Raw genomic sequence first — 25,939 nt, 5'->3', positions numbered from 1 at the left:
ATGCAATGCAACGTGATGTTGGCTGCCTTGACCCAAATCTAAAAACACAAGCGCATTTCCCGGCGGCGTTGCACGGAGGAGGGGATGTTCATTGCTTCGCGATATTTTGTGACGGTGCGGCGCGCCACATCGATGCCGGTTTCCTTCAGCCGGACAGCGATGTCCTCATCGGAAAGCACGTCGCGGGGAGATTCTGCGGCAATGATCGCTTTGATCCGATGCCGGACAGCTTCGGCGGAGTGCGCATCGCCGCCTTGGCAGGACGCGATCGCGACGGTGAAAAAATACTTCAGTTCAAAGACTCCGCGCGGGGTAAGCATGTACTTGTTCGAGGTCACCCGGCTTACCGTCGACTCGTGCACGCCGATCGCGTCAGCGACGGTTCTGAGATTGAGAGGCCGCAGGTGGGCGACGCCATGTTCCAAAAAGGCATCCTGCTGACGCACGATTTCAGCCGCAACCTTAACAATGGTCTTGGCGCGCTGATCGAGGCTGCGGATTAGCCAGGTCGCGTTTTGCAAGCATTCGTCGAGAAATGCTTTATCTTTCGAATTTTGGGGAGTTTGACGCGAGACTTCGGCATAGTAGCTTTGGTTGATCAGCAGCTTTGGCAGCGTGGCAGGATCAAGTTCGATCTGCCACCCGCCTTGCGGCGAGGGCGTGACCCAGACGTCGGGTATGATTGATTCAGACGCACCGGATTGGAATCGGTTCCCAGGCTTGGGATCGAGCGCCCGAATCTCATGCATCATGTCGAGAAGGTCTTCTTCATCGACGCCGCAATGCTGCTTCAGTGCCTCAAAATCGCGTCGCGCAAGCATTTCAAGATTGGCAACCAAGGATGCCATTGCCGGGTCGAGCCGATTTCGCTGGCGCAACTGAATCTCGAGGCATTCTCTGAGACTTCGCGCAAAAACTCCCGGTGGATCAAATTGCTGCAAGGTTCCGAGAACCCGTTCCACAACAGCCTCATGGACATTCAGGCTCTCGGCCAGCTCCAAAAGGTTTGCCCGAAGATAGCCAGTATCTTCCAGATCGGCGGCAAGCTGGCCAGCGATCAGCCGCTCCTGTGGTGTGAACGCAGTGAGGGCGATCTGACGAGCGACATGGTCGTGCAATGTTTCGGCGAGGGTGGCAAACTCGTCGAGGGAAGGGCCATTGCCCGGCGGGTTGTTGGTCGTGTTGCCGAGTGATTTCCATTGCCCGAGCCGTTCAGGCGACCCTGCCCCGGGCGGTCCTTCAACGGCGTTTGCGCCAGGGCCGACAGGCTGATCCGCTCCCGAAATCGAGACGTCGTCAAAAGGCCCGCCATCGCTTGATGCAGATTCCAAAAGCGGGTTCTTCTCGATTTCCCGCTCCACGAACTGATGCAGTTCAGTATGCGCCAGTTGCAGCAGGCGAATCGACTCAATGAGTTGAGGCGATGCGACCATGGATTGCTTCTGGCGCTGAAGCAGGCTTGCTGAGGATTGCATGGTGAGCGCGAAAATCCTGTCGAGGAGCCTCTTGGGGCCGGCAATGGCACCACTGAGACGTATTCTAGGTCATGCGGCGGCTTTCAGCGTTTCGAGAACGTTTTGCGGGGACGAGACGCCATAGGGGTCGGCCTCGCAGTTGTCGGAGAAACCTTCCTCCTCGAACCAATGCTCCACCACGCCATTGTTGATCAGGGCGGCGTAGCGCCAGGAGCGCATCCCGAAGCCGAGATTGTCCTTGGCGACCAGCATGCCCATTTTGCGTGTGAACTCGCCTGAGCCATCGGGGATGAGCTCGACCTGCTTCAGACCCAAGGACTTCCCCCACGCATTCATGACGAAGGCGTCGTTGACTGAGAGGCAGTAAATCGCGTCAATTCCCTCCTTCTCAAACTCATCATAGAGCTCTTCGAACTGGGGCAATTGGTAGGTCGAGCAGGTCGGCGTGAAGGCGCCAGGCAGCGAGAACAGGATGACCCGCTTGCCGGCAAAGTAGTCGTCAGATGTCTTTTCTTGCCAGCGATATGGATTTAGGCCCTGGACTGACTTATCGTGAACACGCGTGAGAAAGGTGACGAAGGGAACTTTCTTTTGAACTGTCATCAAGTTGCTCCTAAAGAAGAAAACTGGCGCTGAATTCTGGCAGAGGCTGGCGCAATACCGAGCAAAGGCTCGTATGCCCGGCACGGAATGAGGACCTCGCGGCTCGCAACCTCCTTTTTCCCTCCCGACGTATGGGAACGTCTTGGCGGCTGGTCTTGGCCACCCGAATGCGATCGATCTGAGCGAGCTGGACACCGTCGAGCCGCTTGGTTCCCACGGCTATGGCGCCGGAAGCGGCATCCATCGCTCGCGCTCGTGCCCGGGACAAAGTGATAGCGGGCCCGAAGTAGCCAATATCGAACGCGTGTGGAGGCCTCAAATGTGACTTCACGCAAGAGACCCGCGTTACTGAGCTGGTTCGGCGTATTGTCGAAGTTTGCCAGTGACCCGCCGACCTTGGCTTCGGTGGCTCTTTGATGGGGCTCTTGGGCACTCACATGCTGATCAGAACCGGTAAACGGCAATTGCGCGAGCGCCATGTGTTGGCGTGCCGGCATCGGACCAGCCGTGCACAAAGCGGCTGCCGAGGAGGGACCTCCGGAGGAGATGATGTACCGATGTTCAGCGGGAACAGGCACCGTCTCCTCAGGCCACGGTCTAGAGCTTCGCGTGTCGGGCATGGCGCAAGTCGCTTTCATCGTGTTTTGATGGGCTCTGACCAGGAGCAGCAAGCGGCGTGCCATTTCAAATAGAGATGCTTTTGGAGCGATCCTTTTTCTTGGAGGACCGTGTCTTCAAGACCGGGCGCGCCCTATAACCGCCTCGTCAGCACGCTCGACAAGGGTGCTGTATGGTGCGGATATGCGGCGCTTCCGCACCGGCTGGACAAAGACGAACCGAAAGCCGAGCCGATGCCCTACCTCACACCGGCGGGCACTGCAGCGATTTCGTAGCGTCTGCCGCAAACGTGTTCTTGCGTGCGCAGGCTCGGCTTTCGCGAACATGCGCCTGTCGCAGCAACCATGAGCGCGCGCTTCGGCAAGCGCCTGACTCCGTGAGGATCGAATTCCGCAATCGTGTCTATTTGCCACCCTCTTATGTTCGAAACTGGACCAGAATGTCGCAAGCCCGACCGAAAGGTCGCCCAGGCGCGTACTATCCGACACTGTTCTGTCGCCTTTGTTGGTCCGCGACACCGGCCATTTCGCCGAGCTCTTGTCTGGCCTCAGGCTAACCCGATGAAAAGCAATCACAATTTTTTTCTTCTGCTGGGTCGGCCAAATTGGCACGAGTTTTGAAGCTCCTTCGTTGGGCCGGGAGCCGCCGACCGACCTTCATTTCGTGGATGGCACCGCGATCGATGGAACGAAGAAAGAAAAGCAAAATGTCAAATCCGCATCAGATAGCATTCTATGGGAAGGGGGCCTCGGCGAAACCGCCCCCTACCAAACAGGCTCGCCGCCCTTGTCGACCCTTGAGCAGGAAATCTTGATGGCCGGCTGCGACTCAAAGGCCCGCCACACTCGCCTAATCCCGAACTCGAAGGCGCAGGATAACGTTCTGCATCTCGCCGCGCGGTATGCCTAGGCAGTTACACGTTGGCCGACCTTGATAATCGAATCGGGCTACGCTGCGGAGCACGTCGTCTACATGCCTTCCTAAGCCATTCGCTGCCCGCAGCGCCTGCCGGTCACCTTCCGCCCTTCCATCGCTTAGAGATCAAGTGCCACCATGTCCGAACAGCCCTTGCCGACGCTGCCGATGTGGCGCGTCGATCACATCGAGCCCTCGCCCGAGATGTTGGCGCAACGCGCCAACGGTCCGATCCACCGCGTGCGCTTCCCGTCCGGGCACGAAGGCTGGTGGGTGACAGGCTATGATGAAGCCAAGGCGGTGCTGTCCGACGCGGCGTTCCGGCCCTCGGGAATGCCGCCGGCGACATTCACCCCGGATTCGGTGATTCTCGGATCGCCGGGGTGGTTGGTCTCGCACGAGGGGGGCGAGCATGCCCGGTTACGCACGATCGTGGCGCCAGCCTTCAGCAACCGCAGGGTGAAGCTGCTCGCGCAGCAGGTCGAGGTGATCGCCGCGCAGTTGTTCGAGACACTGGCGGCCCAGCCCCAGCCCGCCGACCTGCGGCGCCACCTCTCCTTTCCACTTCCGGCCATGGTCATCAGCGCGCTGATGGGCGTGCTCTACGAGGATCACGCCTTTTTCGCCGGGGTGTCCGACGAGGTGATGACGCACCAGCATGAAAGCGGCCCGCGCAGCGCGTCGCGCTTGGCCTGGGAAGAACTGCGCGCCTACATTCGCGGCAAGATGCGGGACAAGCGCCAGGATCCTGGCGACAACCTGCTGACGGATCTGCTCGCGGCGGTCGACCAGGGCAAGGCGACCGAGGAAGAGGCGATCGGCCTGGCGACGGGCATGCTGGTGGCGGGGCACGAGAGCACCGTCGCGCAGATCGAATTCGGCCTGCTGGCCATGTTCCGCCATCCGCAACAGCGCGAACGCCTGGTCGGCGATCCATCCCTGGTGGACAAGGCGGTGGAGGAAATCCTGCGCATGTACCCGCCGGGCGCGGGCTGGGACGGCATCATGCGCTATCCGAGGACCGACGTGACCATCGCGGGCGTGGATATTCCTGCGGAGAGCAAGGTGCTGGTCGGCCTGCCGGCGACGTCGTTCGATGCGCGCCATTTCGACGACCCGGAAATCTTCGACATCGGACGCGACGAAAACCCGCACCTGGCGTTCTCCCATGGGCCGCACTACTGCATCGGCGCGGCGCTGGCCAGGCTGGAACTCAAGGTGGTGTTCGGTTCGATCTTCCAGCGCTTTCCCGCGCTGCGCCTGGCCGTGGCGCCCGAAGAACTGAAGTTGCGCAAGGAGATCATCACTGGCGGGTTCGAGGAGCTCCCGGTGCTCTGGTGATGCGCGGACGCCGCCGGGAATCGCGATCTTCTCCGCAATTTGCCGGCGCGCCTGGCGCGCGCCGGTCAGATCAGCCAGCCAACAGGTAACCAACATGAACGTGCAAGAAACCACGGCAGCATGCCGGGACGCCTTCGCCGAACTGGCGTCGCCAGGGTGCATCCACGACCCGTATCCGTTCATGCGGTGGTTGCGCGAGCACGATCCGGTGCATCGCGCGGCGTCGGGCCTCTTTCTGTTGAGCCGCCACGCCGACATCTACTGGGCGCTCAAGGCCACGGGCGATGCGTTTCGGGGGCCGGCACCAGGCGAACTGGCGCGCTATTTCCCGCGTGCGGCGACCAGCCTGTCGCTAAGTTTGCTGGCGTCCACTTTAGCGATGAAGGAACCTCCAACGCATACGCGTCTGCGCCGGCTGATCTCGCGCGATTTCACCATCGGCCAGATCGACAACCTGAGGCCGACCATCGCTCGCATTGTCGCAGCGCGCCTGGACGGCATGGCGCCCGCACTGGAGCGCGGGGAGGCAGTGGACCTGCATCAGGAATTCGCGCTGGCCTTGCCCATGCTGGTTTTCGGCGAACTGTTCGGCATGCCCCCGGACGACATTCTCGGGCTCGTCACCGGCATCAGCGCCATTCTGGAAGGCCTGAGCCCGCACGCCAGCGATCCCCAGCTCGCTGCGGGGGACGCGGCCAGCGCCAGAGTGCAGGCCTACTTCGGCGACCTCATACAGCGCAAGCGCACCGATTCCTGCCACGACATCGTGTCAATGCTGGTCGGCGCACACGACGACGATGCCGAGATGCTGTCGGATGCGGAATTGATCAGCATGCTCTGGGGCATGCTGCTGGGCGGCTTCGCCACCACTGCCGCGGCCATCGGCCATGCGGTCCTGGCGATGCTGGCGTATCCCGAACAGCGGCACTGGCTGAAGGGAGACGCCGTGGGGGTGAAGGCATTCGTCGAAGAAGCCCTGCGCTACGACGCGCCCGCCATGTTCAGCTCCATTCCGCGTATCGCCCAGCGCGACATCGAACTGGGCGGCGTGGTGATCCCGAAGAACGCGGACGTGCGCGTGCTGATCGCGGCCGGCAATCGCGACCCGGACGCCTTCGCCGATCCCGACCGCTTCGATCCCGTGCGGTTCTACGGCACCAGTCCTGGCATGTCGATCGACGGGAAGATCATGCTGACCTTCGGCCACGGCATCCACTTCTGCCTGGGTGCGCAACTGGCCCGAGTGCAGTTGGCCGAGAGCCTGCCGCGGATCCAGGCGCGCTTCCCCACGCTGGCATTGGCCGAGCAGCCGACCCGGGAGCCCTCCGCGTTCCTTAGGACGTTCCGCGCGCTGCCGGTGCGGCTGCATGGGCAGGAGGGCTGAGATGCGCGTCCTGGTCGATCAGGATCTGTGCGGAACTACCGGGCAGTGCGTGCTGACGCTGCCGGGCACCTTTCGCCAGCGCGAACCGGACGGCGTGGCCGAAGTGTGCGTGGCGACGGTCCCGCAGGCGCTGCACGCCGCCGTGCGGCTTGCGGCCAACCAGTGCCCGGTCGCCGCCATTCGGGTCATCGAAAGCGACGCTGGCCATGACGAGCGCGCCAGCGCCGACCCTGCGCCTTCTCCGGCGGAGGCCGAGCGGCATGCTGCGAAAGACCAATGCAATTCAGGAGACACGATGGGACGGTTTGAAGGCAAGGTGGCCGTGGTGACCGGCGCCGGCGCCGGCATCGGCCAGGCATGCGCTCTCGCCATCGCGCGCGGGGGCGGCAGAGTGGTGGTGGCCGACATTGATGGCTCGGCGGCCATCGCCTGCACCGCGCAGATCGCGGCCGAAGCAGGCCACGCGCTGCCCATAGCCATGGATATCGCCGATGAGCAGGCGGTGGCAGGGCTGTTCGAGACGGCGGAGCGGCACTTCGGGGGGGTCGACCTGCTGGTGAACAATGCGAGCGCCATGCATCTGACCCAGCGCGACCGCGCGATCCTCGACCTGGACCTGGCAGTCTGGGACCAGACCATGGCGACCAATCTGCGCGGCACGCTGCTCTGCTGCCGGCAGGCCATCCCACGGATGATCGCCCGCGGCGGTGGCGCGATCGTCAACATGTCGTCGTGCCAGGGGCTCAGCGGTGACACGGCGCAGACGTCCTACGCCGCGTCGAAGGCGGCGATGAACATGCTCTCGGCTTCGCTCGCCACCCAGTACGGTCATGCGCAGATCCGCTGCAACGCCGTTGCGCCGGGTCTCGTCATGACCGAGCGTCTCCTCGCCAAGCTGGACGAGTGCATGCAACGGCATCTGCGCCGGCACCAGCTCCTGCAGCGCGTCGGCCGCCCCGAGGACGTGGCCGCGCTCGTGGCGTTCCTGCTCTCCGACGATGCTGCGTTTATCACAGGCCAGGTCGTGTGCATCGATGGCGGCATGCTGGCGCATGTGCCGACATACGCCGACGGTGGCAACAGCTGCGCCGCGCGCCCTGCCGACGACACCGAATCGGCGGCGGCGGCGCGCTGCTGATGGACATGCTGCTCAACCCACTCAACCGTCGGCACCGGCTGCGATGCGACATCCCGGTCATGCCTGGCGCTTTCCCCCTGGTCGGGCATCTTCCCGCCATTGTTTGCGACCTGCCGCGCCTGCTGCAGCGCGCAGAACGGACGCTGGGCAGCCACTTCTGGCTGGATTTCGGCCCTGCCGGACACCTGATGACCTGCGTGGATCCGGAAGCGTTCGCACTGCTCCGGCACAAGGACGTGTCCTCGGCGCTGATCGAAGAGATCGCGCCCGAATTGCTTGGCGGAACGTTGGTTGCCCAGGACGGCGGCGCGCACCGGCAGGCGCGCGATGCGATCAAGGCGGCGTTCCTGCCCAAGGGGCTGACCCAGGCCGGCATCGGCGACCTGTTCGCGCCCGTCATCCGGGCGCGGGTGCAGGCGTGGCGCGACCGCGGCGAGGCAACCATCCTGCGCGAAACCGGCGACCTGATGCTCAAGCTCATCTTCAGCCTCATGGGCATCCCCGCGCAGGACCTGCCGGGATGGCATCGCAAGTACCGGCAACTGCTGCAGTTGATCGTCGCGCCCCCGGTCGACCTGCCCGGACTGCCCTTGCGGCGCGGCCGCGCCGCCCGCGACTGGATCGACGCGCAGTTGCGCCAGTTCGTTCGCGACGCGCGCGCGCATGCTGCGCGCACCGGGTTGATCAACGACATGGTGAGCGTCTTCGACCGCAGCGACGATAGGCTCTCCGATGACGTCCTGGTCGCCAATATCCGCTTGCTGCTGCTTGCCGGTCACGACACCACTGCCTCGACGATGGCCTGGATGGTGATCGAGCTGGCGCGGCAGCCTGTGCTGTGGGACGCCCTGGTCGAGGAGGCGCAACGCGTGGGCGCGGTGCCGACCCGGCACGCGGACCTGGCGCAGTGTCCGGTCGCCGAGGCGCTGTTCCGCGAGACGCTGCGCCTGCATCCGGCGACCACGCTCCTGCCTCGTCGCGCGCTGCAGGAATTGCAACTCGGCCAACGGCGCATTACCGCGGGCACCCATCTGTGCATACCGCTGCTGCATTTCTCGACCTCGGCGCTGCTGCACGAGGCGCCTGATCAGTTCCGCCTGGCGCGGTGGCTGCAACGCACGGAGCCGATCCGGCCGGTGGACATGCTGCAGTTCGGTACCGGCCCACACGTCTGCATCGGCTACCACCTGGTATGGCTGGAAATGGTGCAGTTCTGCATCGCCTTGGCGCTGATCATGCACAAGGCCGGGGTGCGGCCGCGGTTGCTGAGCGGCGTCGAAAAAGGCCGGCGGTATTACCCGACCGCACATCCGTCCATGGCAATCCGCATAGGCTTCTCATGAGCTGGCATCGCATGCCCCGTGTGGCGAGGCAGCGGCGCCGGCGAGGCGCGGCATTGCTGCACTCAGCGCACGCGCTCGGTGCGACGCCGGCAACACCGCTGCGGCTTGGCGCTCGCTGTGGTCATCTCGTGTCAGGTACAAGGACATGAAAAACATGCAGACCGGTTCCACGCTACACGACGACCGAACTGGCGTTTCCGCGCTCGGCGGATTGGGCGCGCAGGCGCGCGGCGCATCCGGCAGGCTGCTGCCGGAGATCTGGATGCAGGACGGCGCAAAGCGGGTCGAACAGGCGCTGGCGCGTCTTCTCTGCGCCGAAGACGACGGTGAAACCGAGCTGATGGCGGCGATGCGCTACGCCACCTTGCATGGCGGGAAGCGCACCCGCGCCTTGCTCTGTCTGGCTGCCGGCGCACTGGCCGACACGCCGGCGCACATGCTCGACGACGTCGGCGCCGCCATCGAGATGATGCACGCCTGTACCCTGGTCCACGACGACCTGCCCGCGATGGACGACGACGTGCTTCGCCGCGGCCTTCCGACCGTGCACGTCAAGTTCGGCGAAGCCACTGCGATCCTGGTCGGCGATGCGCTGCAGGCGCACGCCTTCCTGACCCTGGCGAGCCTGGATGCGCCGGGCGACAACCGTATCGCGCTCGTGCGCGAACTGGCGCAGGCCGTGTCCGCCGAGGGTGCCGCAGGCGGGCAGGCCATGGATCTGTCGCTGGTCGGAAAGCACGCCGAGCTGGACAGGATCGTGGCGATGCACCGGATGAAGAGCGGAGCGCTAGTGCGCGCGTCCGTTCGCATGGGCGCGCTATGCTCCATCGCGGAGGATGCCGCGCACGCTGCGCTGTACTGTGCGCTCGATCGGTACACCGCCTGTTTCGGGCTGGCGTTGCAGGTGATCGACGACATTCTCGACGCGACAGCGGATACCGCGACGCTGGGCAAGACCCCCGGCAAGGACGCGGCGGCGCAGAAGCCGACCTGCGCCTCGATCATGGGGCTGCAGGCAGCGCGCCAGTTCGCGCTGGATTTGTTGCGCGACGCCGGGGAAGCCATCGCCCCGCTGGGGCCGCGTGCGGAACGGTTGGCGCAGATACTGCAGCGGGCCAACGGGTATCTGTTCAAGCACGCGCCATGCGCATGAGCACGCCCGTCCACATGGAGTCGCCCCTGTGCCGGTGCGATCGGCCGGCGGCAGCGGTGCATGCTGCACTGTGCCCAAGTCCGCGGCGATGTGCGCGGCGTCTGCCGATCCTGGTTCTCGTCAACCGTCTGCAGAAGGAACATCCCGCGTGAAAGCGCTGTCCGAACAGATCCTTTCCGAATTGCGCCACCTGCTGAGCGAGATGAGCGACGGCGGCAGCGTCGGTCCTTCCGTCTACGACACGGCGCGAGCTCTGCAGTTCCACGGCAAGGTCACCGGTCGGCAGGACGCATACGCGTGGCTCATCGCGCAGCAACAGGCCGATGGCGGATGGGGAAGCGCGGATTTCCCGCTGTTCCGCCATGCGCCCACGTGGGCGGCGTTGCTGGCATTGCAGCGTACCGATCCTCTTCCCGGCGCTGCCGACGCAGTCCAGGCTGCAACCCGGTTCCTCGAACGCCAGCCCGATCCCTACGCGCATGCGGTGCCGGAAGATGCGCCGATCGGCGCGGAGCTGATCCTGCCGCAGTTGTGCGGCGAGGCCGCATCCTTGCTGGGCGGCGTGGCGTTTCCGCTTCACCCGGCGCTGTTGCCGTTGCGGCAAGCGTGCTTGGTCAAGCTGGGGGCGGTGGCGACGTTGCCGAGCGGCCATCCGTTGCTGCACTCCTGGGAAGCCTGGGGGACGTCGCCGACCACCGCATGCCCGGATGACGACGGCAGCATCGGCATCAGTCCGGCGGCCACCGCCGCGTGGCGTGCGCACGCCGTGACACAGGGGAGCACGCCGCAGGTCGAGCGCGCCGACGCGTATCTGCAGGCGGCATCGCGGGCGACGCGCAGCGGCATCGAAGGTGTCGTTCCCAACGTCTGGCCGATCAATGTGTTCGAGCCATGCTGGTCGCTGTACACCCTGCATCTGGCCGGGCTGTTCGCGCATCCCGCGCTCGCCGAGGCGGTGCAAGTGATCGTCGCGCAGCTCGACGCCCGCCTGGGCGTGCGCGGACTAGGCCCGGCCTTGCACTTCGCGGCCGATGCGGACGACACCGCCGTTGCGATGTGCGTCCTGCGCCTTGCAGGCCGCGACCCGGCGGTCGATGCGTTGCGCCATTTCGAAATCGGCGAGCTGTTCGTCACCTTCCCCGGCGAGCGCAATGCCTCGGTCTCGACCAATATCCATGCCCTGCATGCGTTGCGAATGTTGGGAAAGCCGGCCGCCGGCACCAGCGCCTACGTCGAGGCCAATCGCAACCCGCATGGTCTATGGGACAACGAAAAATGGCACGTTTCGTGGCTGTATCCCACCGCGCATGCGGTCGCTGCGCTGGCGCAAGGCAAGCCCCAGTGGCGCGACGAGCGCGCGCTGGCGGCGCTCATGCAGGCGCAGCGCGACGACGGCGGCTGGGGCGCCGGTCGCGCGTCCACATTCGAGGAAACCGCCTATGCGCTGTTCGCGTTGCACGTGATGGACGGGAGCGAAGAGCCGACAGGGCGCCGGCGCATCGCGCAGGCGGTGGCGCGTGCGCTGGAGTGGATGCTCGCCCGCCATGCGGCGCATGCATTGCCGCAAACGCCGCTGTGGATCGGCAAGGAACTGTATTGCCCCACCCGAGTGGTGCGCGTTGCCGAACTCGCCGGGTTGTGGCTGGCGCTTCGTTGGGGGCGGCGCGTCCTGGCCGAGGGAGCAGGAGCGGCGCCATGATCCAGACCGAACGCGCGCTGCAGCAGGTGCTGGAGTGGGGGCGTTCCCTGACCGGGTTCGCCCACGAGCATGCCGTGGAAGCGGTCAGGGGCGGCCAGTACATCCTGCAGCGCATCCACCCGAGCCTGCGCAACACCAGCGCCCGCACCGGCCGCGATCCGCAGGACGAAACGCTGATCGTGGCGTTCTATCGCGAACTGTCGCTGCTGTTCTGGCTCGACGATTGCAACGACCTTGGCCTGATCGCGCCGGAGCAGCTCGCCGCGGTGGAGCAGGCGCTGGGGCAGGGCGGGCCGTGCGCGCTCCCCGGATTCGAGGGCTGCGCGGTGCTGCGCGCTTCGCTGGCCAAGCTCGCCTACGATCGTCGCGACTATGCTCAGCTTCTCGACGATACCCGGTGCTACTGCGCGGCGCTGCGCGCCGGACACGCGCAGGCGCGGGCGGAACGCTGGTCCTACGCCGAGTACCTGCACAACGGCATCGATTCGATCGCCTACACGAACGTGTTCTGTTGCCTGTCCTTGCTGTGGGGGCTGGACATGGCGACCCTGCGCGCGCGTCCGGCGTTTCGCCAGGTCCTGCGGCTCATCTCCGCGATAGGGCGCTTGCAGAACGATCTGCATGGACGCGAAAAGGACAGGTCGGCCGGCGAGGCCGACAACGCGGCGATCCTGCTGCTGCAGCGCTATCCGGCTATGCCTGTGGTGGAGTTCCTCAACGACGAACTGGCCGGCCATACGCGCATGCTGCACCGGGTGATGGCGGAAGAACGCTTTCCCGCGCCGTGGGGACCGTTGATCGAGGCCATGGCGGCCATCCGCGCGCAGTACTACCAGACCTCGACCAGCCGCTACCGCAGCGACGCTGCGGGGGGAGGCCAGCGTGCGCCGGCCTGAACGCGCGGGAGGCGGGGGCGTGCGCGCGCTGCCGTCGGTCCGATCCGACGCAACGCCGCCGCCCGATGCGACGGACGGAGTGAGCGTGAGCGACACCGCCCTGAGCCGGCGCAAGGACGACCATCTGGACATCGTGCTGGATCGGCGAACGGCGTCGGCCACGGTCGCCGCCGGCTGGGAGTACATCCGTTTCGAACACTGCGCATTGCCCGAGTTGGACCTGACGCAGATCGACCTGCGCGCCTCGCTGCTGGGCAAGACCATGCGCGCGCCGCTGCTGATCAGCTCAATGACCGGCGGCATGCCACGCGCCGAGGCCATCAACCGGCATCTGAGCGAAGCAGCGCAAGCCTTGGGGATCGCGATGTGCGTCGGTTCGCAGCGCGTGAGCCTGCAATCCCGCAACTCCCAGGGGCTGACGCGCGCGCTGCGCCGCCTGGCCCCAGACATTTCCTTGCTGGCCAATATCGGCGCCGCGCAACTGCGCGAGGCCGACGGCCTGGACCTGGCGCGTCGGGCGGTGGATGCGCTGGAGGCCGATGGACTCATCGTTCATCTCAATCCGCTGCAGGAAGCGGTACAGCCGGAGGGCGACCGCGACTGGCGCGGCGTCCTGGCGCAGATCGCTCGCGCCGCGCGCAGCGTGGGCGTGCCGATCGTGGCCAAGGAAGTGGGGTCGGGCCTGTCCGCTTCGGTGGCCTGTGCGCTCGTCGACGCGGGCGTGGCGGTGATCGATGTCGCCGGCGCCGGCGGCACCAGTTGGGCCGCGGTGGAGGGCGAGCGCGCCCGCGATGCCGCCGACCGTGCAGTGGCGATGGCGTTCGCCGATTGGGGGATTCCGACCCCGGCCAGCGTGCAGGCGGTACGTCGGGCGCTGCCAACGGTGAAGCTGATCGCGTCGGGCGGGATCCGCGACGGCGTCGACGTGGCCAAGGCCATCCGCCTGGGCGCGGACATCGCCGGGCAGGCGGCCGGCGTGCTGCGCGCGGCTACGGTATCCACCGAGGCGGTTGTCGCGCATTTCGAAATCGTCATCCGCCAGTTGGCCGTCGCCTGCTTCTGCACCGGCTCGGCTGATCTGGCGGCGTTGCGTCAGGCGCGCTTGTTGCCCTCGGCACATCTGCCCGCCGGTTGATGCCGGCATCGCCCGCACGTGGCGGCGGGTGCCTAGTCTTACTTAGTTAGAGAGTCGCGGATGCGGGGGATTCGCGCTGGTCGCGGATTTGTTAGGGTGCTGCTTCGTGATCAGGGAAGCGCCCCGCCATGCCCGACTGGACAGCCGAGAATGAAGCCGCATTCGACGCCTATGTCGATGCTTTGATCGGGGTGATCGGTCACGCCGACCGAGCTGAGCCCCTGAAGGGGTCGGAACAAGGTGCGCCGGGAGACCGGCAAGGAGAAGATGGTGCAAATCCATTGCAATAAAGGAGTAGCGATCCACATTGACCCCGAGTCATGCGCGGTCAGTCGTGAGGAGATGGTAACTTCTCTGGGTCAAACACGGGTTGTTAGGCTCGAGCAGTCCATCAGCATCGTTTTGAGACAAAGCGATGGCGGTGGAATGGACGGTTGCGATCGAGGGCCGGAACGAATTTGGCGACGTATGCCGGAAGGAGGTTCGCATAGACAAGAGCTGGGAGAGCCTGTTCCACGGCGACATCGGCCTGTCGATCGGCGATAGCAAGAAGATCATGGCAGCGCGGCAGAACGCGGTCGTGAATCATGAGGCGGAGACGTATGCCCTTCTTCGCCGGGTTTGCCGGGATTGCCATACGTTCCGACCGGTCAAGGGCTACACGACACGCCGGATCCGAACCGTCTTCGGCACCGTTGAGGTTCGCAATCCCCGATGGATGCCGTGCCGGGAATGCCATCCAGGAATGGTCGGTGCCTTCGCGCCGCTGAAGGAAATTTGCCCCGATCGAGCGACACCGGAGCTGATGGAACTGCGCGGCTAGGAAGCATGCTGCCCTACCGGCAGGCGGCGAAGGTGCTGGCCGATTTCCTGCCCACTGTCGTTGACAGATAAAGTATCATAGTGATACATAAGTGCATGTGATTCACCCCGTCTCCCTAGGAGCGCCGTGCTCCGGAAAGGAGGTGATGAGCATGAGCAGGAAGACGATTACGATTGGCCGCAGTGCGGTCTCGGGTCGGTTCACGACTGTTACGACTGCGGTTCGCAAGCCGAACACGCATATCGTGACGCACATCAAGAAGTGATAAATAGGGCGCCCTTACCTCCCAGGGCGCCCTTTTTTATCGTGGAGAGATTTTTTACCAAATTACAAATTTTAAGGGAAAGGAACGCTTTTAAAATGTATCATGGTGATATAACGTGAAACCAAGCGGGCATGGGGGCGTTGTAGTTCGTGGTTGTGATTGGCCAAAAGGGCAGGCAACGGACGAAATACGCGTGATTGCGCGTTCGAAAGCGCTTACGATTTCCTATAAGCGCCACGCGATCGAGCGTATGGCCGAACGAAACATCATCATGGGTGACGTTTTGTACGTCCTCAAACATGGCTTTGTGCATATGGAGCCCATGGAGAGTACGCGACCGGCGTACAAAAAATATGCGATAGAAGGTCTCTGTCCCAACGGCAATAGCCGAACTCTGAGAGTGATAGTCGTTCCCGAGAAGACCGGCACCTTCCTAAAAATTGTTAGTGTTATGTGGGTTGACGAGCCGTCTACCCGCGCAGGTACGTTGAATGGAGAACGCGATGAATAGCCACCACTACACCGAATGCGGACTGAAGAACGTTTTCATTAGCGGTCTTGATTTCGTAAACGACGATGAAGGTGACGAAATCATCACCATCCCGGCTGTCAATGAACTTCATCGTGTAATCGCTCTTGGCATAGTCTCACACGAGCATGGGATTAGCCCTGACGAGCTCCGTTTTCTGAGAACAGAAATGGGGTATACTCAAGCTGAGCTTGCTGTGCTGGTTCACCACGACAAGCAGTCAGTGGGACGATGGGAGCGGGGCGAGTTTGTGATCGATGGGTCGGCGGAGACAATCATCCGGCGTTTGGCGATTGAAAAACTCGATCTAGCCTCCGGAGCTGGGATGGATGAGCTGTCGCGTCGGAGTGTGCACACACTGAAGCCGCAACCGATCCAAATTCAGCACAGCAATGATGACGGATACCAGCTTCTAGCTGCCGCTTAGACCAGGCCATGGGTGGTCGTCTCTCCCGCACGACTGGGAGGGATGACTACCTGGCGTATTTGCCAGCCTTGATCAGCGGCCATGATTCAGCATACGGCATAACGCTTTCGTGCTTCGACTTCCAATGCGCGTCGATGCCGCCCATCCATTGCCTGAAAGACGTGCTGGCATTAGGGGCAAACTTTTAGTCCCTGTCCGGACGCCACCACCTTTTCAAAGGCTTCAGCTGAAATCGCTCGTCTCTTTCGCGTTCATAGGGCTACCGTCGGGCGCATCGGCGCCGAGGTCTAAATAGCCGTTCGCTGAATGTTCTTTCAGTTGGCCGTTTTCGCAGCGATGTACGCACCGGGCCCATTCGCTAGAAACGCCGGTGGGCGGTGTCCATAGCAGCTGTTCTCTGAGGAACGCCGTTCGGCGCGGCGGTAAAGAGCAGGGAAATCTCGAATGAAGGATTGATCTCTTTGCATATCATTATCCTAATATATGACACGCGAAAAGATTCAGAGTTTTAACTCGCTCTCTGGACGAGATACCTTGGCGTCTCATTGCGCATTGGAATGAATCGTAGACGTATCATGACGGACTCTGAATCGGAGATTCTGCGCGAAATCGGTGGGCTTTTCAGGCAGGTGAGGCTGGCCGCTGCCTTGACGCAGGAGCAGGTCGCTGACTTGGCGGGTATATCCCGTCCCCGCTATCGCGATATCGAAAAGGGAGCCGCAGCGGCGCGTGCGACGACGCTCATGAATATCGCTCGCGCGCTCGGTCTGGAAATGATGCTGGTTCCGCAAGTCATGGTGCCGGCTGTCCAGGCTCTATTGCGTCCGCATGATGATGACGATCGACCCGCCTTTGTTTCTCAACCTGACGATGACGATTATGGCTCCAGTCTTTCGCGCACCTAAGACGATCCCGTCGCTGGACGTGCTCTTGAACGCACTGAAGATCGGCACAATCGTTAGGACGCCGGGCGATTTCAATGCCTTCAACTTCGATGAGGCCTACCGCGCGACGGGCGGCTTTCCAGTTTTCAGCCTGTCGTTCCGGGCAGCGACGGGAGGATTGCGGAAAGATCCGGAAGCCTCTAGCGGGCGCCTTGCCCACTTTTTTCGCGAACCTCCTACCGGAGGAGAAATTGCGCGAGGCGATGGAAAAGCACCACGAAGGCAATGTGCGGCCAGGCAATGATTTCGATCTTTTAGCGGCGCTGGGCGCCGATCTGCCGGGAGCCGTACGCGCGTTGCCCAGTGACGGCGCGATAGCGGTATCGCAGGATGCTTCAAAGGATAAGCCCAAGGCACGGTTCTCACTTGCCGGCGTGCAGATGAAGCTCTCGGTCATGAAGAACACTGGAAAAGGCGGCGGCCTGACCTTGCCGATGGACGACGAGCAAGGCCGATACGTCGCCAAGTTCCCTTCGAAGGCCTTTCCAGGCGTTTCCGAGAATGAATTCGCCAACCTCGCGCTGGCCGCAGCGATCGGCATGGAGGTGCCTGAACGCGAACTTGTCGAGAAGTCCGATTTCGAGGATATTCCCGAAGAATTCAACACGCTGTCGGAGGGCAAGGTCCTTCTCGTCAAACGCTTCGATCGCGGCGCCGATGGCGAGAGGATACACATCGAGGATTTCGCTCAGGTCTTCGGTGTCTATCCCTCGCGCACATATGAGGGGGCCGCTTATCACGACATAGCCTTGGCCCTTGGCATGGCCGCCTCGCCTACGGCGGCTCTCCAATTCGTCCTCCGCCTGGTGCTGACGGTCATCACCGGCAATGGCGACATGCACCTGAAGAACTGGTCTTTGATTTATCCCGGCAACGGCGACAAGCCGGTGCTTGCACCAATCTACGACGTCCTGTCGACTGTGCCATATATTCCCGCCGACGCCATGGCGCTTTCGCTTGGAGGGGAGCGCTCGTTCAAGTCGCTAGCAGCACCGCGATGGAAAGCATTTGCGAACCGTGCAAGGCTTCCGGAGCCGGCAGTCCTGAAGGCAGTGGTCGAGACCGTCGAACTCGTCAACGAGCACTGGTGGCATCTGCCTGAGCGCGACGTTGTCGCGGCGAAAGTGCTCGAGCCGATCGACGAACATGTGAAGGCGATGACGCCGATACTGAACTCCTGCGCCGATAAGTGAGCCGAGCGCCCTTGAGTTGGTATATGGCGGAATTATCGTCCGCGGCCCCGTATGGATGGCCGTGGATCGATCGTATGCCAGCGTGGCGCGCAAGATTCCGCGCAGTGTCCACGAGGACACGCGAGACCAAGCACGTCAGCTCGCCCGGAACAGAAGAGTTCGCAGCATCCCGCAATTAACGGTAGAGGGTCGAGATGCTGGTCGCCCAGCTCAACACAACAATGCGGTTGAACGAATGCGGTGACTGAGGATCGCTATCCGACGCTTTTGTGTCGCCATTGTCGGGTCCGCTACACGGTTTGTTCCTACCATCCTTTCCTTGGCCTTTAGCTAAATCCCTGAAAAGCAACCATGAAATTATTCTTCGGTTCGATCAGCCAAATTGGCACGAGTCTTGAGAACCTTGGGTGCGAGGCGGCGACAGCTGCCCGACCGGCATTCATGTCGCGGCAGCCGCGATGAATGGAACGAAGGAAGGAAAGCTACATGTCAGGTTTGCGTCAGATCGCCTTTTACGGCAAGGGCGGCATCGGCAAGTCCACCACCTCCCAAAATACGCTCGCCGCCCTTGTCGACCTCGGGCAGAGAATCCTCATCGTCGGCTGCGACCCCAAAGCCGACTCTACCCGCCTGATCCTGAACGCGAAGGCGCAAGATACGGTCCTGCACCTCGCGGCAGAGGAAGGTTCGGTGGAAGACCTGGAACTCGCGGACGTGCTCAAGGTCGGCTACAAAGGGATCAAATGCGTGGAGTCGGGCGGCCCTGAGCCGGGTGTCGGCTGCGCCGGCCGCGGCGTGATCACCTCGATCAACTTCCTCGAGGAGAACGGTGCCTACGACGATGTCGACTATGTCTCCTACGACGTGCTCGGGGATGTGGTGTGCGGCGGTTTCGCGATGCCGATCCGCGAGAACAAGGCCCAGGAAATCTATATCGTCATGTCCGGCGAGATGATGGCGCTCTATGCCGCCAACAACATCGCCAAGGGCATCCTGAAATACGCCCATTCGGGTGGCGTGCGGCTCGGCGGCCTGATCTGCAACGAGCGCCAAACCGACCGCGAGCTCGACCTCGCCGAAGCGCTGGCTTCCAGGCTCAATTCCAAGCTCATCCACTTCGTGCCGCGCGACAATATCGTCCAGCACGCCGAGCTCAGGAAGATGTCTGTGATCCAGTATGCGCCGGACTCCAAGCAGGCCGGGGAATACCGGGCGCTGGCCGAGAAGATCCATGCCAATTCGGGCCAGGGCACCATCCCCACCCCGATCACCATGGAGGAGCTCGAGGACATGCTGCTCGACTTCGGCATCATGAAGACCGACGAGCAGATGCTTGCCGAGCTTCAGGTCAAGGAAGCGGCGAAGGCGGCCGCACAGTAACGACCGCTACTGACTAGGGGCGCGGCCTGACCCGGCGCGCCTTTCAAAAAACGGCGCCTCGTTGGTGAGGCGTCACCCTGAACCTTGAAAGGGGTCCCATGAGCCTGGAATACGAGAATGACGGCGCCCTCCATGCGAAGCTTATCGAGGAGGTGCTGTCGCAATATCCTGACAAGTCGGCGAAGCGCCGCAAGAAGCACCTCAGCGTCGCAAAGAGCGGCGACGAGGCTGGCGAGGAAAACGAGGTCCTTTCCGAATGCGAGGTAAAATCGAACATCAAGTCCATCCCCGGCGTGATGACGATTCGCGGCTGCGCCTATGCCGGCTCGAAAGGCGTGGTGTGGGGGCCAGTCAAGGATATGGTCCATATCTCGCACGGCCCGGTCGGCTGCGGGCAATATTCCTGGTCGCAACGCCGCAACTACTACGTCGGCACGACCGGCATCGACACGTTCGTGACGATGCAGTTCACCTCCGATTTCCAGGAGAAGGACATTGTTTTTGGTGGCGACAAGAAGCTGGAACGGATCATCGACGAGATCGAGGAAATGTTTCCGCTGAACAAGGGCATGACTGTGCAATCCGAATGCCCGATCGGCCTGATTGGCGACGACACCGAAGCTGTGTCCCGCAACAAGGCCAAGGAGCACGAAAAAACGATCGTGCCGGTGCGCTGCGAGGGCTTCCGCGGCGTCTCGCAATCCCTCGGCCACCACATCGCCAACGATGCGATCCGCGACTGGGTCTTCGAAAAGAAGGACATCGAGTTCGAGGCCGGCCCTTACGATGTCAATGTGATCGGCGACTATAATATCGGCGGCGACGCCTGGGCTTCGCGCATCCTGCTCGAGGAGATGGGCCTGCGCGTGGTCGGCAACTGGTCGGGCGACGCTACGCTGGCCGAAATAGAGCGCGCGCCGAGGGCCAAGCTCAATCTCATCCATTGCTACAGGTCGATGAACTACATCTGCCGGCACATGGAGGAAAAGTATGGCATCGACTGGATGGAGTATAATTTCTTCGGCCCCTCCCAGACTGAAGCCTCTCTGCGCAAGATAGCCAAGCATTTCGGGCCGGAAATCGAGGCCAAGGCCGAGGCGGTCATCGCCAAATACCGGCCCCTGGTCGATGCCCTCATCGCCAAGTACCGGCCGCGCCTCGAAGGCAGGACGGTGATGCTCTATGTCGGCGGGCTGCGCCCCCGTCACGTCGTCACCGCCTATGAGGATCTAGGCATGGTGATCGTCGGCACTGGCTATGAATTTGGCCATAACGACGACTATCAGCGTACCGGCCATTACGTGAAGAAGGGCACGCTGATCTATGACGACGTGACTGGTTACGAGCTGGAGAAGTTCATCGAGGGGATCCGTCCTGATCTCGTTGGCTCCGGCATCAAAGAAAAGTACCCGGTCCAGAAGATGGGCATACCGTTCCGTCAAATGCATTCCTGGGATTATTCCGGCCCGTATCACGGCTACGATGGCTTCGCCATCTTCGCCCGCGACATGGATCTGGCCATCAACAACCCGGTCTGGAACCTCTACGACGCCCCCTGGAAGAAAAAAGCCGAGCCGTCGGCGGCGATCGCTGCGGAATGAAACCTGGTTTCCCGGAAGCCGGGAAGGCCGATGAACGCCTGCGGCCCTTTGTCCGCGGGAGACCTGAAACGTTTCGACGTCCCTGTGCCGCCGTATGGCGGGCCAGATGGAAAGAGGTAACCACCCATGCCGCAGTCGGCTGAAAAAGTTCTCGACCACGCTCCCCTGTTCCGCGAGCCGGAATACAGGCAGATGCTCGCCGAGAAGAGGCTGAATTTCGAATGTCCGCACTCGGACCAGGTCGTTACCGACCAACGCGAATTCACCAAGACGTGGGAATACCGCGAAAAGAACCTCGCTCGCGAAGCGCTTGTCGTGAACCCCGCCAAGGCCTGCCAGCCGCTCGGCGCTGTGTTCGCGGCCGCGGGCTTCGAGCGCACCATGTCCTTCGTCCACGGCAGCCAGGGCTGCGTGGCCTATTACCGCTCGCACCTGTCCCGCCATTTCAAGGAGCCTGCTTCGGCAGTTTCCTCCTCGATGACCGAGGACGCGGCAGTGTTCGGCGGCCTGAAGAACATGGTCGACGGGCTCGCCAACACGTACCAACTCTACGACCCGAAGATGATCGCCGTCTCGACCACTTGTATGGCGGAGGTCATTGGCGACGACCTGCACAGCTTCATCGAGAACGCCAAGGACGAAGGCTCGGTCCCGCGCGACTTTGACGTGCCCTTCGCCCACACGCCAGCCTTCGTCGGCAGCCATGTCGACGGCTACGACGTTACGGTCAAGGGCATTTTGGAGCACTTCTGGAAAGGCGAGGAGCGAACGGAAGCCGAGGGAACCATCAACATCATTCCGGGTTTCGACGGCTTTTGCGTGGGCAACAACCGGGAACTCAAGCGCCTGCTCGATTTGATAGGCGTGTCCTATACCTTAATCCAAGACGCCTCTGACCAGTTCGACACGCCGTCGGACGGCGAATACCGCATGTACGACGGCGGCACGAAGATCGAAGACGTGAGGAAGGCACTCAACGCCGAGGCGACACTTTCGCTACAGCATTACAACACCCGAAAAACACTGGAGTATTGCGAGGAGGTCGGGCAGGCGACTGCCTCGTTCCATTACCCGCTCGGCGTCCAGGCGACCGACGACTTCCTGATGAAGGTCTCCGCAGTTTCCGGCAAGCAAATCCCCGAGGCAATCCGCCTGGAGCGCGGCCGACTTGTTGACGCCATGGCGGACAGCCAATCCTGGCTGCACGGTAAGAAATACGCCATCTACGGTGATCCGGACTTTGTCTACGCCATGGCCCGCTTCATCATGGAGACGGGCGGCGAGCCGACCCATTGCCTCGCCACTAACGGAACCTCGGCATGGGAAGCAGAGTTGAAGGAACTGCTTGCATCATCGCCCTTCGGCAAGGATGCTCAAGTCTGGGCGGGCAAGGACCTCTGGGCGATGCGCTCGCTGCTCTTCACCGAGCCGGTGGACCTGCTGATCGGCAACTCCTATGGCAAGTATCTGGAGCGCGACACCGGCACGCCGCTGATCCGGCTGACGTTTCCGATCTTCGACCGCCACCATCACCATCGGTTTGCGCTCATGGGTTACCAAGGCGGATTGCGCGTCCTGACATCGATCCTCGACAAGATCTTCGACAAGCTCGATCGCGAGACAAGCGAGACGGGCGTGACGGACTATTCGTATGACCTCACCCGCTAAGCGTGACGGTCGGCTTTGGCCGGTCGTCTTCCCCATGGACTTTGGAGATCGACGCAATGTCCTCGCTCAGTGCCAAGATCCAGGATGTCTTCAACGAGCCTGCCTGCGAGACGAACCGCGGCAAGGATGCCAAGGCGCGCACAAAGGGCTGTTCGAAGCCGCTGACACCAGGGGCGGCTGCCGGCGGTTGCGCCTTCGACGGCGCCAAGATCGTGCTGCAGCCGATCACCGACGTCGCGCACCTGGTCCATGCGCCGCTCGCCTGCGAGGGTAATTCCTGGGACAACCGCGGTGCGGCTTCGTCCGGGCCAACGCTGTGGCGCACGAGCTTCACGACCGACCTCACCGAACTCGACGTGGTGATGGGGCAGGGCGAGCGGAAGCTTTTCAAAGCGATCCGCGAGATCAAGGAAGCGTATGGGCCGCCGGCTATTTTCGTCTATCCGACCTGCGTGACGGCGCTGATCGGCGACGATATCGAGGCCGTCTGCAAGCGCGCGGCGGAAAAGTTTGGCCTGCCGGTGGTGCCGGTCAATGCGCCAGGGTTCTTCGGTTCCAAGAATCTTGGCAACAAGCTTGCCGGCGAGGCGTTGCTCGATCATGTCATCGGCACGGTGGAGCCCGACGATGCCGGCCCTTACGACATCAATATCCTTGGCGAATTCAACCTCTCGGGCGAATTCTGGCTGGTGAAACCGCTCCTTGATCGGCTCGGGATCCGGGTGCGCGCCTGCATTCCGGGTGACGCGCGTTACTTCGACATTGCCTGCGCGCACCGCGCCCGGGCGGCTATAATGGTGTGCTCGACTGCGCTCATCAATCTCGCCCGCAAGATGGAGCAGCGCTGGGACATCCCGTTTTTCGAGGGCTCCTTCTACGGCATCACCGACACCTCGGAAGCGCTCCGACAAATCTCTCAGCTGCTCGTGAACAAGGGTGCCGATCCGGAGATCCTCGGCCGCACCGAGGCATTGATTGCAGAGGAGGAGGCGATCGCTTGGAAGAAGCTCGCGGCCTACCGGCCGAGGCTCGAAGGCAAGCGCGTGCTGCTCAACACCGGCGGTGTGAAGTCCTGGTCGGTCGTCCATGCGCTGATGGAGATCGGCATCGAGATCGTCGGCACCTCTGTCAAGAAGTCGACCGTCGAAGACAAGGAGCGCATCAAGCAGATCCTCAAGGACGACAACCACATGTTCGAGCAGATGGCAGCGCGCGAGCTTTACGCCATGCTCTCAGAACGAAAGGCCGATATCATGCTGTCGGGCGGGCGCACGCAATTCATCGCGCTGAAGGCCAAGACACCCTGGCTCGATATCAACCAGGAGCGCCAACACCCTTACGCCGGCTATGACGGCATGGTGGAACTCGTACGCCAGATCGACCTCGCCATTCATAACCCGATCTGGTGCCAGGTGCTGGAGCCGGCACCATGGGATTGCCAGCCTGCGGTGAGGGAGGACCTGCCGAGCACGAAAAGCGAGATCGCGACCGTCCAGGCTTTCAAGAAATTCGCCGGCACGACCGCCGGCGATTTCGGCGAGTGTTGAGGAAGCGATGGTCCGCATCCTTCCCCAGACCAAAGCGGCGGCGGTCAATCCGCTGAAGTCATCGCAGCCGTTGGGTGCCGCCTTGGCCTTTCTTGGCGTCGACGGCGCGATGCCGTTGTTCCACGGCAGCCAGGGGTGCACCAGCTTCGCGCTCGTGCTCTTCGTGCGGCATTTCAAGGAAGCCATTCCCTTGCAGACAACGGCGATGGACGAGGTGGCGACGATCCTCGGCGGGGCAGACCATCTGGAAGAGGCGATCCTCAACCTCAAGGCCCGCACAAAGCCAACGCTGATCGGGGTCTGCACGACGGCGCTGGTGGAAACCCGGGGCGAAGACTGCGCAGGAGATATCGCCGATATCAGGCTGAAGCGCACGGAAGAACTCGCGGGTACGGAGGTGGTGCTAGCCAACACACCGGATTTCGACGGCGCGATCGAAGAGGGCTGGGCCAAGGCTGTCACCGCGATGATCGAAAGGATTACGCGGCCCGGCGAGCAGGCGCGGCAGTCGAAGAAGATCGTGATCCTGCCTGGCTGGAACCTCACTGTGGCTGATATCGAGCATTTGCGTGAGATGGTTGAAAGCTTTGGACTGAAGCCGGTGATTCTGCCGGACGTCTCCGGCTCGCTCGACGGTACGGTGCCCGACCGCTGGGTAACGACCACCTATGGCGGCACCAGCGTCGAGGATATCCGCAAGCTTGGCACGGCCGAGCAATGCGTCGTCATCGGTGAGCATATGCGCCGCCCGGCCGAGTTGCTGCAGAGGTTGACCGGCGTGCCTTACGTGCTGTTCCGGTCGCTGACTGGATTGAAGGACGCAGACCGGTTCGTCTCGCTGCTGTCCGCGGTTTCGGGCGCGGCGGCGCCGGCTGGGGTGCGCCGTCGCCGGGCGCAGTTGCAGGACGCGTTGCTCGACGGACATTTCCACTTTGGAGGCAAGAAAATTGCGATCGCTGCTGAACCAGACCAACTCTACCAACTCGCGAGCTTCTTCATCGGCATGGGCTCCGAAATCGCGGCGGCGGTCACCACGACCGACATGTCGAAAATTTTGGAGGAAGTACCGGCGCAGTCGGTTCAAATCGGCGATCTCGGCGATTTGGAAGCTCTTGGCGCCAGCGCTGATCTTCTCGTCACCCATTCCCACGGCCGCCAGGCGGCGCAGCGCCTCGGCATTCCGCTCATGCGGGTTGGCTTCCCGATCTTCGACCGCCTCGGCATCCAGCACAAGCTCACAATCCTCTACCAGGGGACCCGCGACATGATCTTCGAGGTTGCCAACATTTTTGAAGCCAACCGGCACGCGCCGACGCCTGAGGCGCTTGATCCACTCCGTAAGCGAGAAATCCCAGATGAGCTCCGTTCGTCGCCTCTCGCTCGTCACTGACGAGGTTCACGCACCGACGCCGGAACGCCAAGCTGGCGCATTGCGGGTGGCGATCGCCACGCAGGACATGAAGAACCTCAATGCCCATTTCGGATCGGCCAGGCGTTTTGCTGTCTACGATGTGATGCGCGAGGAATGGAATCTCGTCGAAGCCGTGGCCTTCGATGACGTTTCCGACGAGAGCGGGAAGCATAGGACTGAGGGCGATGATCGCATCACCCCGAAAGTCGAGGCGCTGAAGGGCTGTCATCTCCTGTTTTGTCTGGCTATCGGCGGACCTTCGGCAGCCAAGGTTGTTTCGGCAAAAATTCATCCGATCAAAGTGCCGCACCCCCAAACCATCCAAGAGGTGCTGTTGCGCACGCAGATGATGCTCAGGACGTGTCCTCCCCCTTGGCTGCGCAAGGTGCTGGCGCACGCAGGTGTCGCCGAACAGAAACCGTCCTTCGAGGACGAGGACTGAAATGAGGAG

The 25,939-nt window shown here is 62.6% G+C and carries 22 protein-coding genes and 3 pseudogenes; 23 read left to right on the top strand and 2 right to left on the bottom strand.

Going from position 1 to position 25,939, the window contains the following annotated elements:
* Positions 1 to 38: 38 nt before the first annotated feature.
* Positions 39 to 1,475 (bottom strand): RNA polymerase factor sigma-54, encoded by a 1,437-nt coding sequence (gene rpoN / locus NKI85_RS27390; protein ID WP_352779047.1) that lies wholly within the window; start codon positions 1,473 to 1,475, stop codon positions 39 to 41.
* A gap of 69 nt (positions 1,476 to 1,544) precedes the next feature.
* Positions 1,545 to 2,078, bottom strand: a complete 534-nt coding sequence (locus NKI85_RS27385) for a peroxiredoxin (RefSeq protein WP_352779045.1) — start codon at positions 2,076 to 2,078, stop codon at positions 1,545 to 1,547.
* A 728-nt stretch (positions 2,079 to 2,806) separates the two neighbouring features.
* Here NKI85_RS27385 and NKI85_RS27380 point away from each other — a divergent pair.
* The 23 genes and pseudogenes from NKI85_RS27380 to nifX all read left to right on the top strand — a co-directional run bounded on the left by NKI85_RS27380 (position 2,807) and on the right by nifX (position 25,930).
* Positions 2,807 to 2,971, top strand: coding sequence for a hypothetical protein (locus NKI85_RS27380; RefSeq protein ID WP_156937376.1), 165 nt, complete (start codon positions 2,807 to 2,809; stop codon positions 2,969 to 2,971).
* A 431-nt stretch (positions 2,972 to 3,402) separates the two neighbouring features.
* Positions 3,403 to 3,596: pseudogene (nifH, locus tag NKI85_RS27375) on the top strand (nitrogenase reductase); the annotation flags it as partial.
* Between the two features lie 153 nt (positions 3,597 to 3,749).
* On the top strand, positions 3,750 to 4,952 hold the full coding sequence (locus NKI85_RS27370) for a cytochrome P450 (RefSeq protein ID WP_352779039.1): 1,203 nt from the start codon (positions 3,750 to 3,752) through the stop codon (positions 4,950 to 4,952).
* A gap of 94 nt (positions 4,953 to 5,046) precedes the next feature.
* Positions 5,047 to 6,336, top strand: a complete 1,290-nt coding sequence (locus NKI85_RS27365; protein WP_352779037.1) for a cytochrome P450 — start codon at positions 5,047 to 5,049, stop codon at positions 6,334 to 6,336.
* Positions 6,320 to 6,463, top strand: a pseudogene (locus NKI85_RS27360) (ferredoxin); the annotation flags it as partial. The gene NKI85_RS27365 and the pseudogene NKI85_RS27360, both read left to right, overlap by 17 nt.
* Positions 6,464 to 6,631: 168 nt before the next feature.
* A complete protein-coding gene (locus NKI85_RS27355; protein ID WP_352779074.1) occupies positions 6,632 to 7,474 on the top strand; it encodes an SDR family oxidoreductase in 843 nt (280 codons plus the stop codon).
* Positions 7,474 to 8,817 carry a cytochrome P450 gene (locus tag NKI85_RS27350; protein WP_352779035.1) on the top strand — a complete coding sequence of 448 codons (1,344 nt, stop codon included), beginning with the start codon at positions 7,474 to 7,476 and terminating at the stop codon, positions 8,815 to 8,817. The genes NKI85_RS27355 and NKI85_RS27350 overlap by 1 nt, the downstream gene beginning before the upstream one ends.
* A 154-nt stretch (positions 8,818 to 8,971) precedes the next feature.
* The gene (locus NKI85_RS27345) at positions 8,972 to 9,970 is read left to right on the top strand and encodes a polyprenyl synthetase family protein (protein ID WP_352779071.1); all 999 of its coding nucleotides are present in this window, start codon (positions 8,972 to 8,974) and stop codon (positions 9,968 to 9,970) included.
* A 148-nt stretch (positions 9,971 to 10,118) separates the two neighbouring features.
* Positions 10,119 to 11,669 carry a hypothetical protein gene (locus tag NKI85_RS27340; protein WP_352779033.1) on the top strand — a complete coding sequence of 517 codons (1,551 nt, stop codon included), beginning with the start codon at positions 10,119 to 10,121 and terminating at the stop codon, positions 11,667 to 11,669.
* Positions 11,666 to 12,565 carry a terpene synthase family protein gene (locus NKI85_RS27335; RefSeq protein WP_352779031.1) on the top strand — a complete coding sequence of 300 codons (900 nt, stop codon included), beginning with the start codon at positions 11,666 to 11,668 and terminating at the stop codon, positions 12,563 to 12,565. The genes NKI85_RS27340 and NKI85_RS27335 overlap by 4 nt, the downstream gene beginning before the upstream one ends.
* A 79-nt stretch (positions 12,566 to 12,644) precedes the next feature.
* Positions 12,645 to 13,700 (top strand): type 2 isopentenyl-diphosphate Delta-isomerase, encoded by a 1,056-nt coding sequence (fni, locus tag NKI85_RS27330; protein WP_352779068.1) that lies wholly within the window; start codon positions 12,645 to 12,647, stop codon positions 13,698 to 13,700.
* Between the two features lie 128 nt (positions 13,701 to 13,828).
* Entirely contained in the window at positions 13,829 to 13,990 is a 162-nt protein-coding gene (locus NKI85_RS27325) for a hypothetical protein (protein ID WP_352779028.1), read from the top strand.
* A 125-nt stretch (positions 13,991 to 14,115) separates the two neighbouring features.
* Positions 14,116 to 14,523 carry a hypothetical protein gene (locus NKI85_RS27320; RefSeq protein WP_352779026.1) on the top strand — a complete coding sequence of 136 codons (408 nt, stop codon included), beginning with the start codon at positions 14,116 to 14,118 and terminating at the stop codon, positions 14,521 to 14,523.
* Positions 14,524 to 14,903: 380 nt separating this feature from the next.
* A complete protein-coding gene (locus NKI85_RS27315; RefSeq protein ID WP_352779024.1) occupies positions 14,904 to 15,299 on the top strand; it encodes a DUF4258 domain-containing protein in 396 nt (131 codons plus the stop codon).
* Entirely contained in the window at positions 15,292 to 15,744 is a 453-nt protein-coding gene (locus tag NKI85_RS27310) for a helix-turn-helix domain-containing protein (protein WP_023706400.1), read from the top strand. Before NKI85_RS27315 ends, NKI85_RS27310 begins: the two co-directional genes overlap by 8 nt.
* A gap of 575 nt (positions 15,745 to 16,319) precedes the next feature.
* Positions 16,320 to 16,649 carry a helix-turn-helix domain-containing protein gene (locus NKI85_RS27305; protein WP_352779065.1) on the top strand — a complete coding sequence of 110 codons (330 nt, stop codon included), beginning with the start codon at positions 16,320 to 16,322 and terminating at the stop codon, positions 16,647 to 16,649.
* Positions 16,624 to 17,881, top strand: a pseudogene (locus NKI85_RS27300) (type II toxin-antitoxin system HipA family toxin). Before NKI85_RS27305 ends, NKI85_RS27300 begins: the two are co-directional and overlap by 26 nt.
* Positions 17,882 to 18,367: 486 nt before the next feature.
* The gene (nifH, locus tag NKI85_RS27295) at positions 18,368 to 19,261 is read left to right on the top strand and encodes a nitrogenase iron protein (protein ID WP_023801970.1); all 894 of its coding nucleotides are present in this window, start codon (positions 18,368 to 18,370) and stop codon (positions 19,259 to 19,261) included.
* A 98-nt stretch (positions 19,262 to 19,359) separates the two neighbouring features.
* Positions 19,360 to 20,862: a nitrogenase molybdenum-iron protein alpha chain gene (nifD, locus tag NKI85_RS27290; protein WP_352779022.1), complete on the top strand. Its 1,503-nt coding sequence runs from the start codon at positions 19,360 to 19,362 to the stop codon at positions 20,860 to 20,862.
* 126 nt (positions 20,863 to 20,988) lie between these two features.
* A complete protein-coding gene (gene nifK / locus NKI85_RS27285) occupies positions 20,989 to 22,530 on the top strand; it encodes a nitrogenase molybdenum-iron protein subunit beta (protein WP_352779019.1) in 1,542 nt (513 codons plus the stop codon).
* Between the two features lie 56 nt (positions 22,531 to 22,586).
* A complete protein-coding gene (nifE, locus tag NKI85_RS27280; RefSeq protein ID WP_352779017.1) occupies positions 22,587 to 24,077 on the top strand; it encodes a nitrogenase iron-molybdenum cofactor biosynthesis protein NifE in 1,491 nt (496 codons plus the stop codon).
* Positions 24,078 to 24,084: 7 nt separating this feature from the next.
* A complete protein-coding gene (nifN, locus tag NKI85_RS27275) occupies positions 24,085 to 25,467 on the top strand; it encodes a nitrogenase iron-molybdenum cofactor biosynthesis protein NifN (RefSeq protein WP_352779015.1) in 1,383 nt (460 codons plus the stop codon).
* Positions 25,433 to 25,930 carry a nitrogen fixation protein NifX gene (gene nifX, locus NKI85_RS27270; protein ID WP_352779013.1) on the top strand — a complete coding sequence of 166 codons (498 nt, stop codon included), beginning with the start codon at positions 25,433 to 25,435 and terminating at the stop codon, positions 25,928 to 25,930. The genes nifN and nifX overlap by 35 nt, the downstream gene beginning before the upstream one ends.
* The last annotated feature ends 9 nt before the right edge of the window (positions 25,931 to 25,939 follow it).

The organism is Mesorhizobium sp. M0571, assembly GCF_040320985.1.
Taxonomy (GTDB): Bacteria; Pseudomonadota; Alphaproteobacteria; order Rhizobiales; family Rhizobiaceae; genus Mesorhizobium.
Note: the sequence above shows the minus strand (reverse complement) of the source record. Positions and strands in the feature narration are given on the sequence as shown.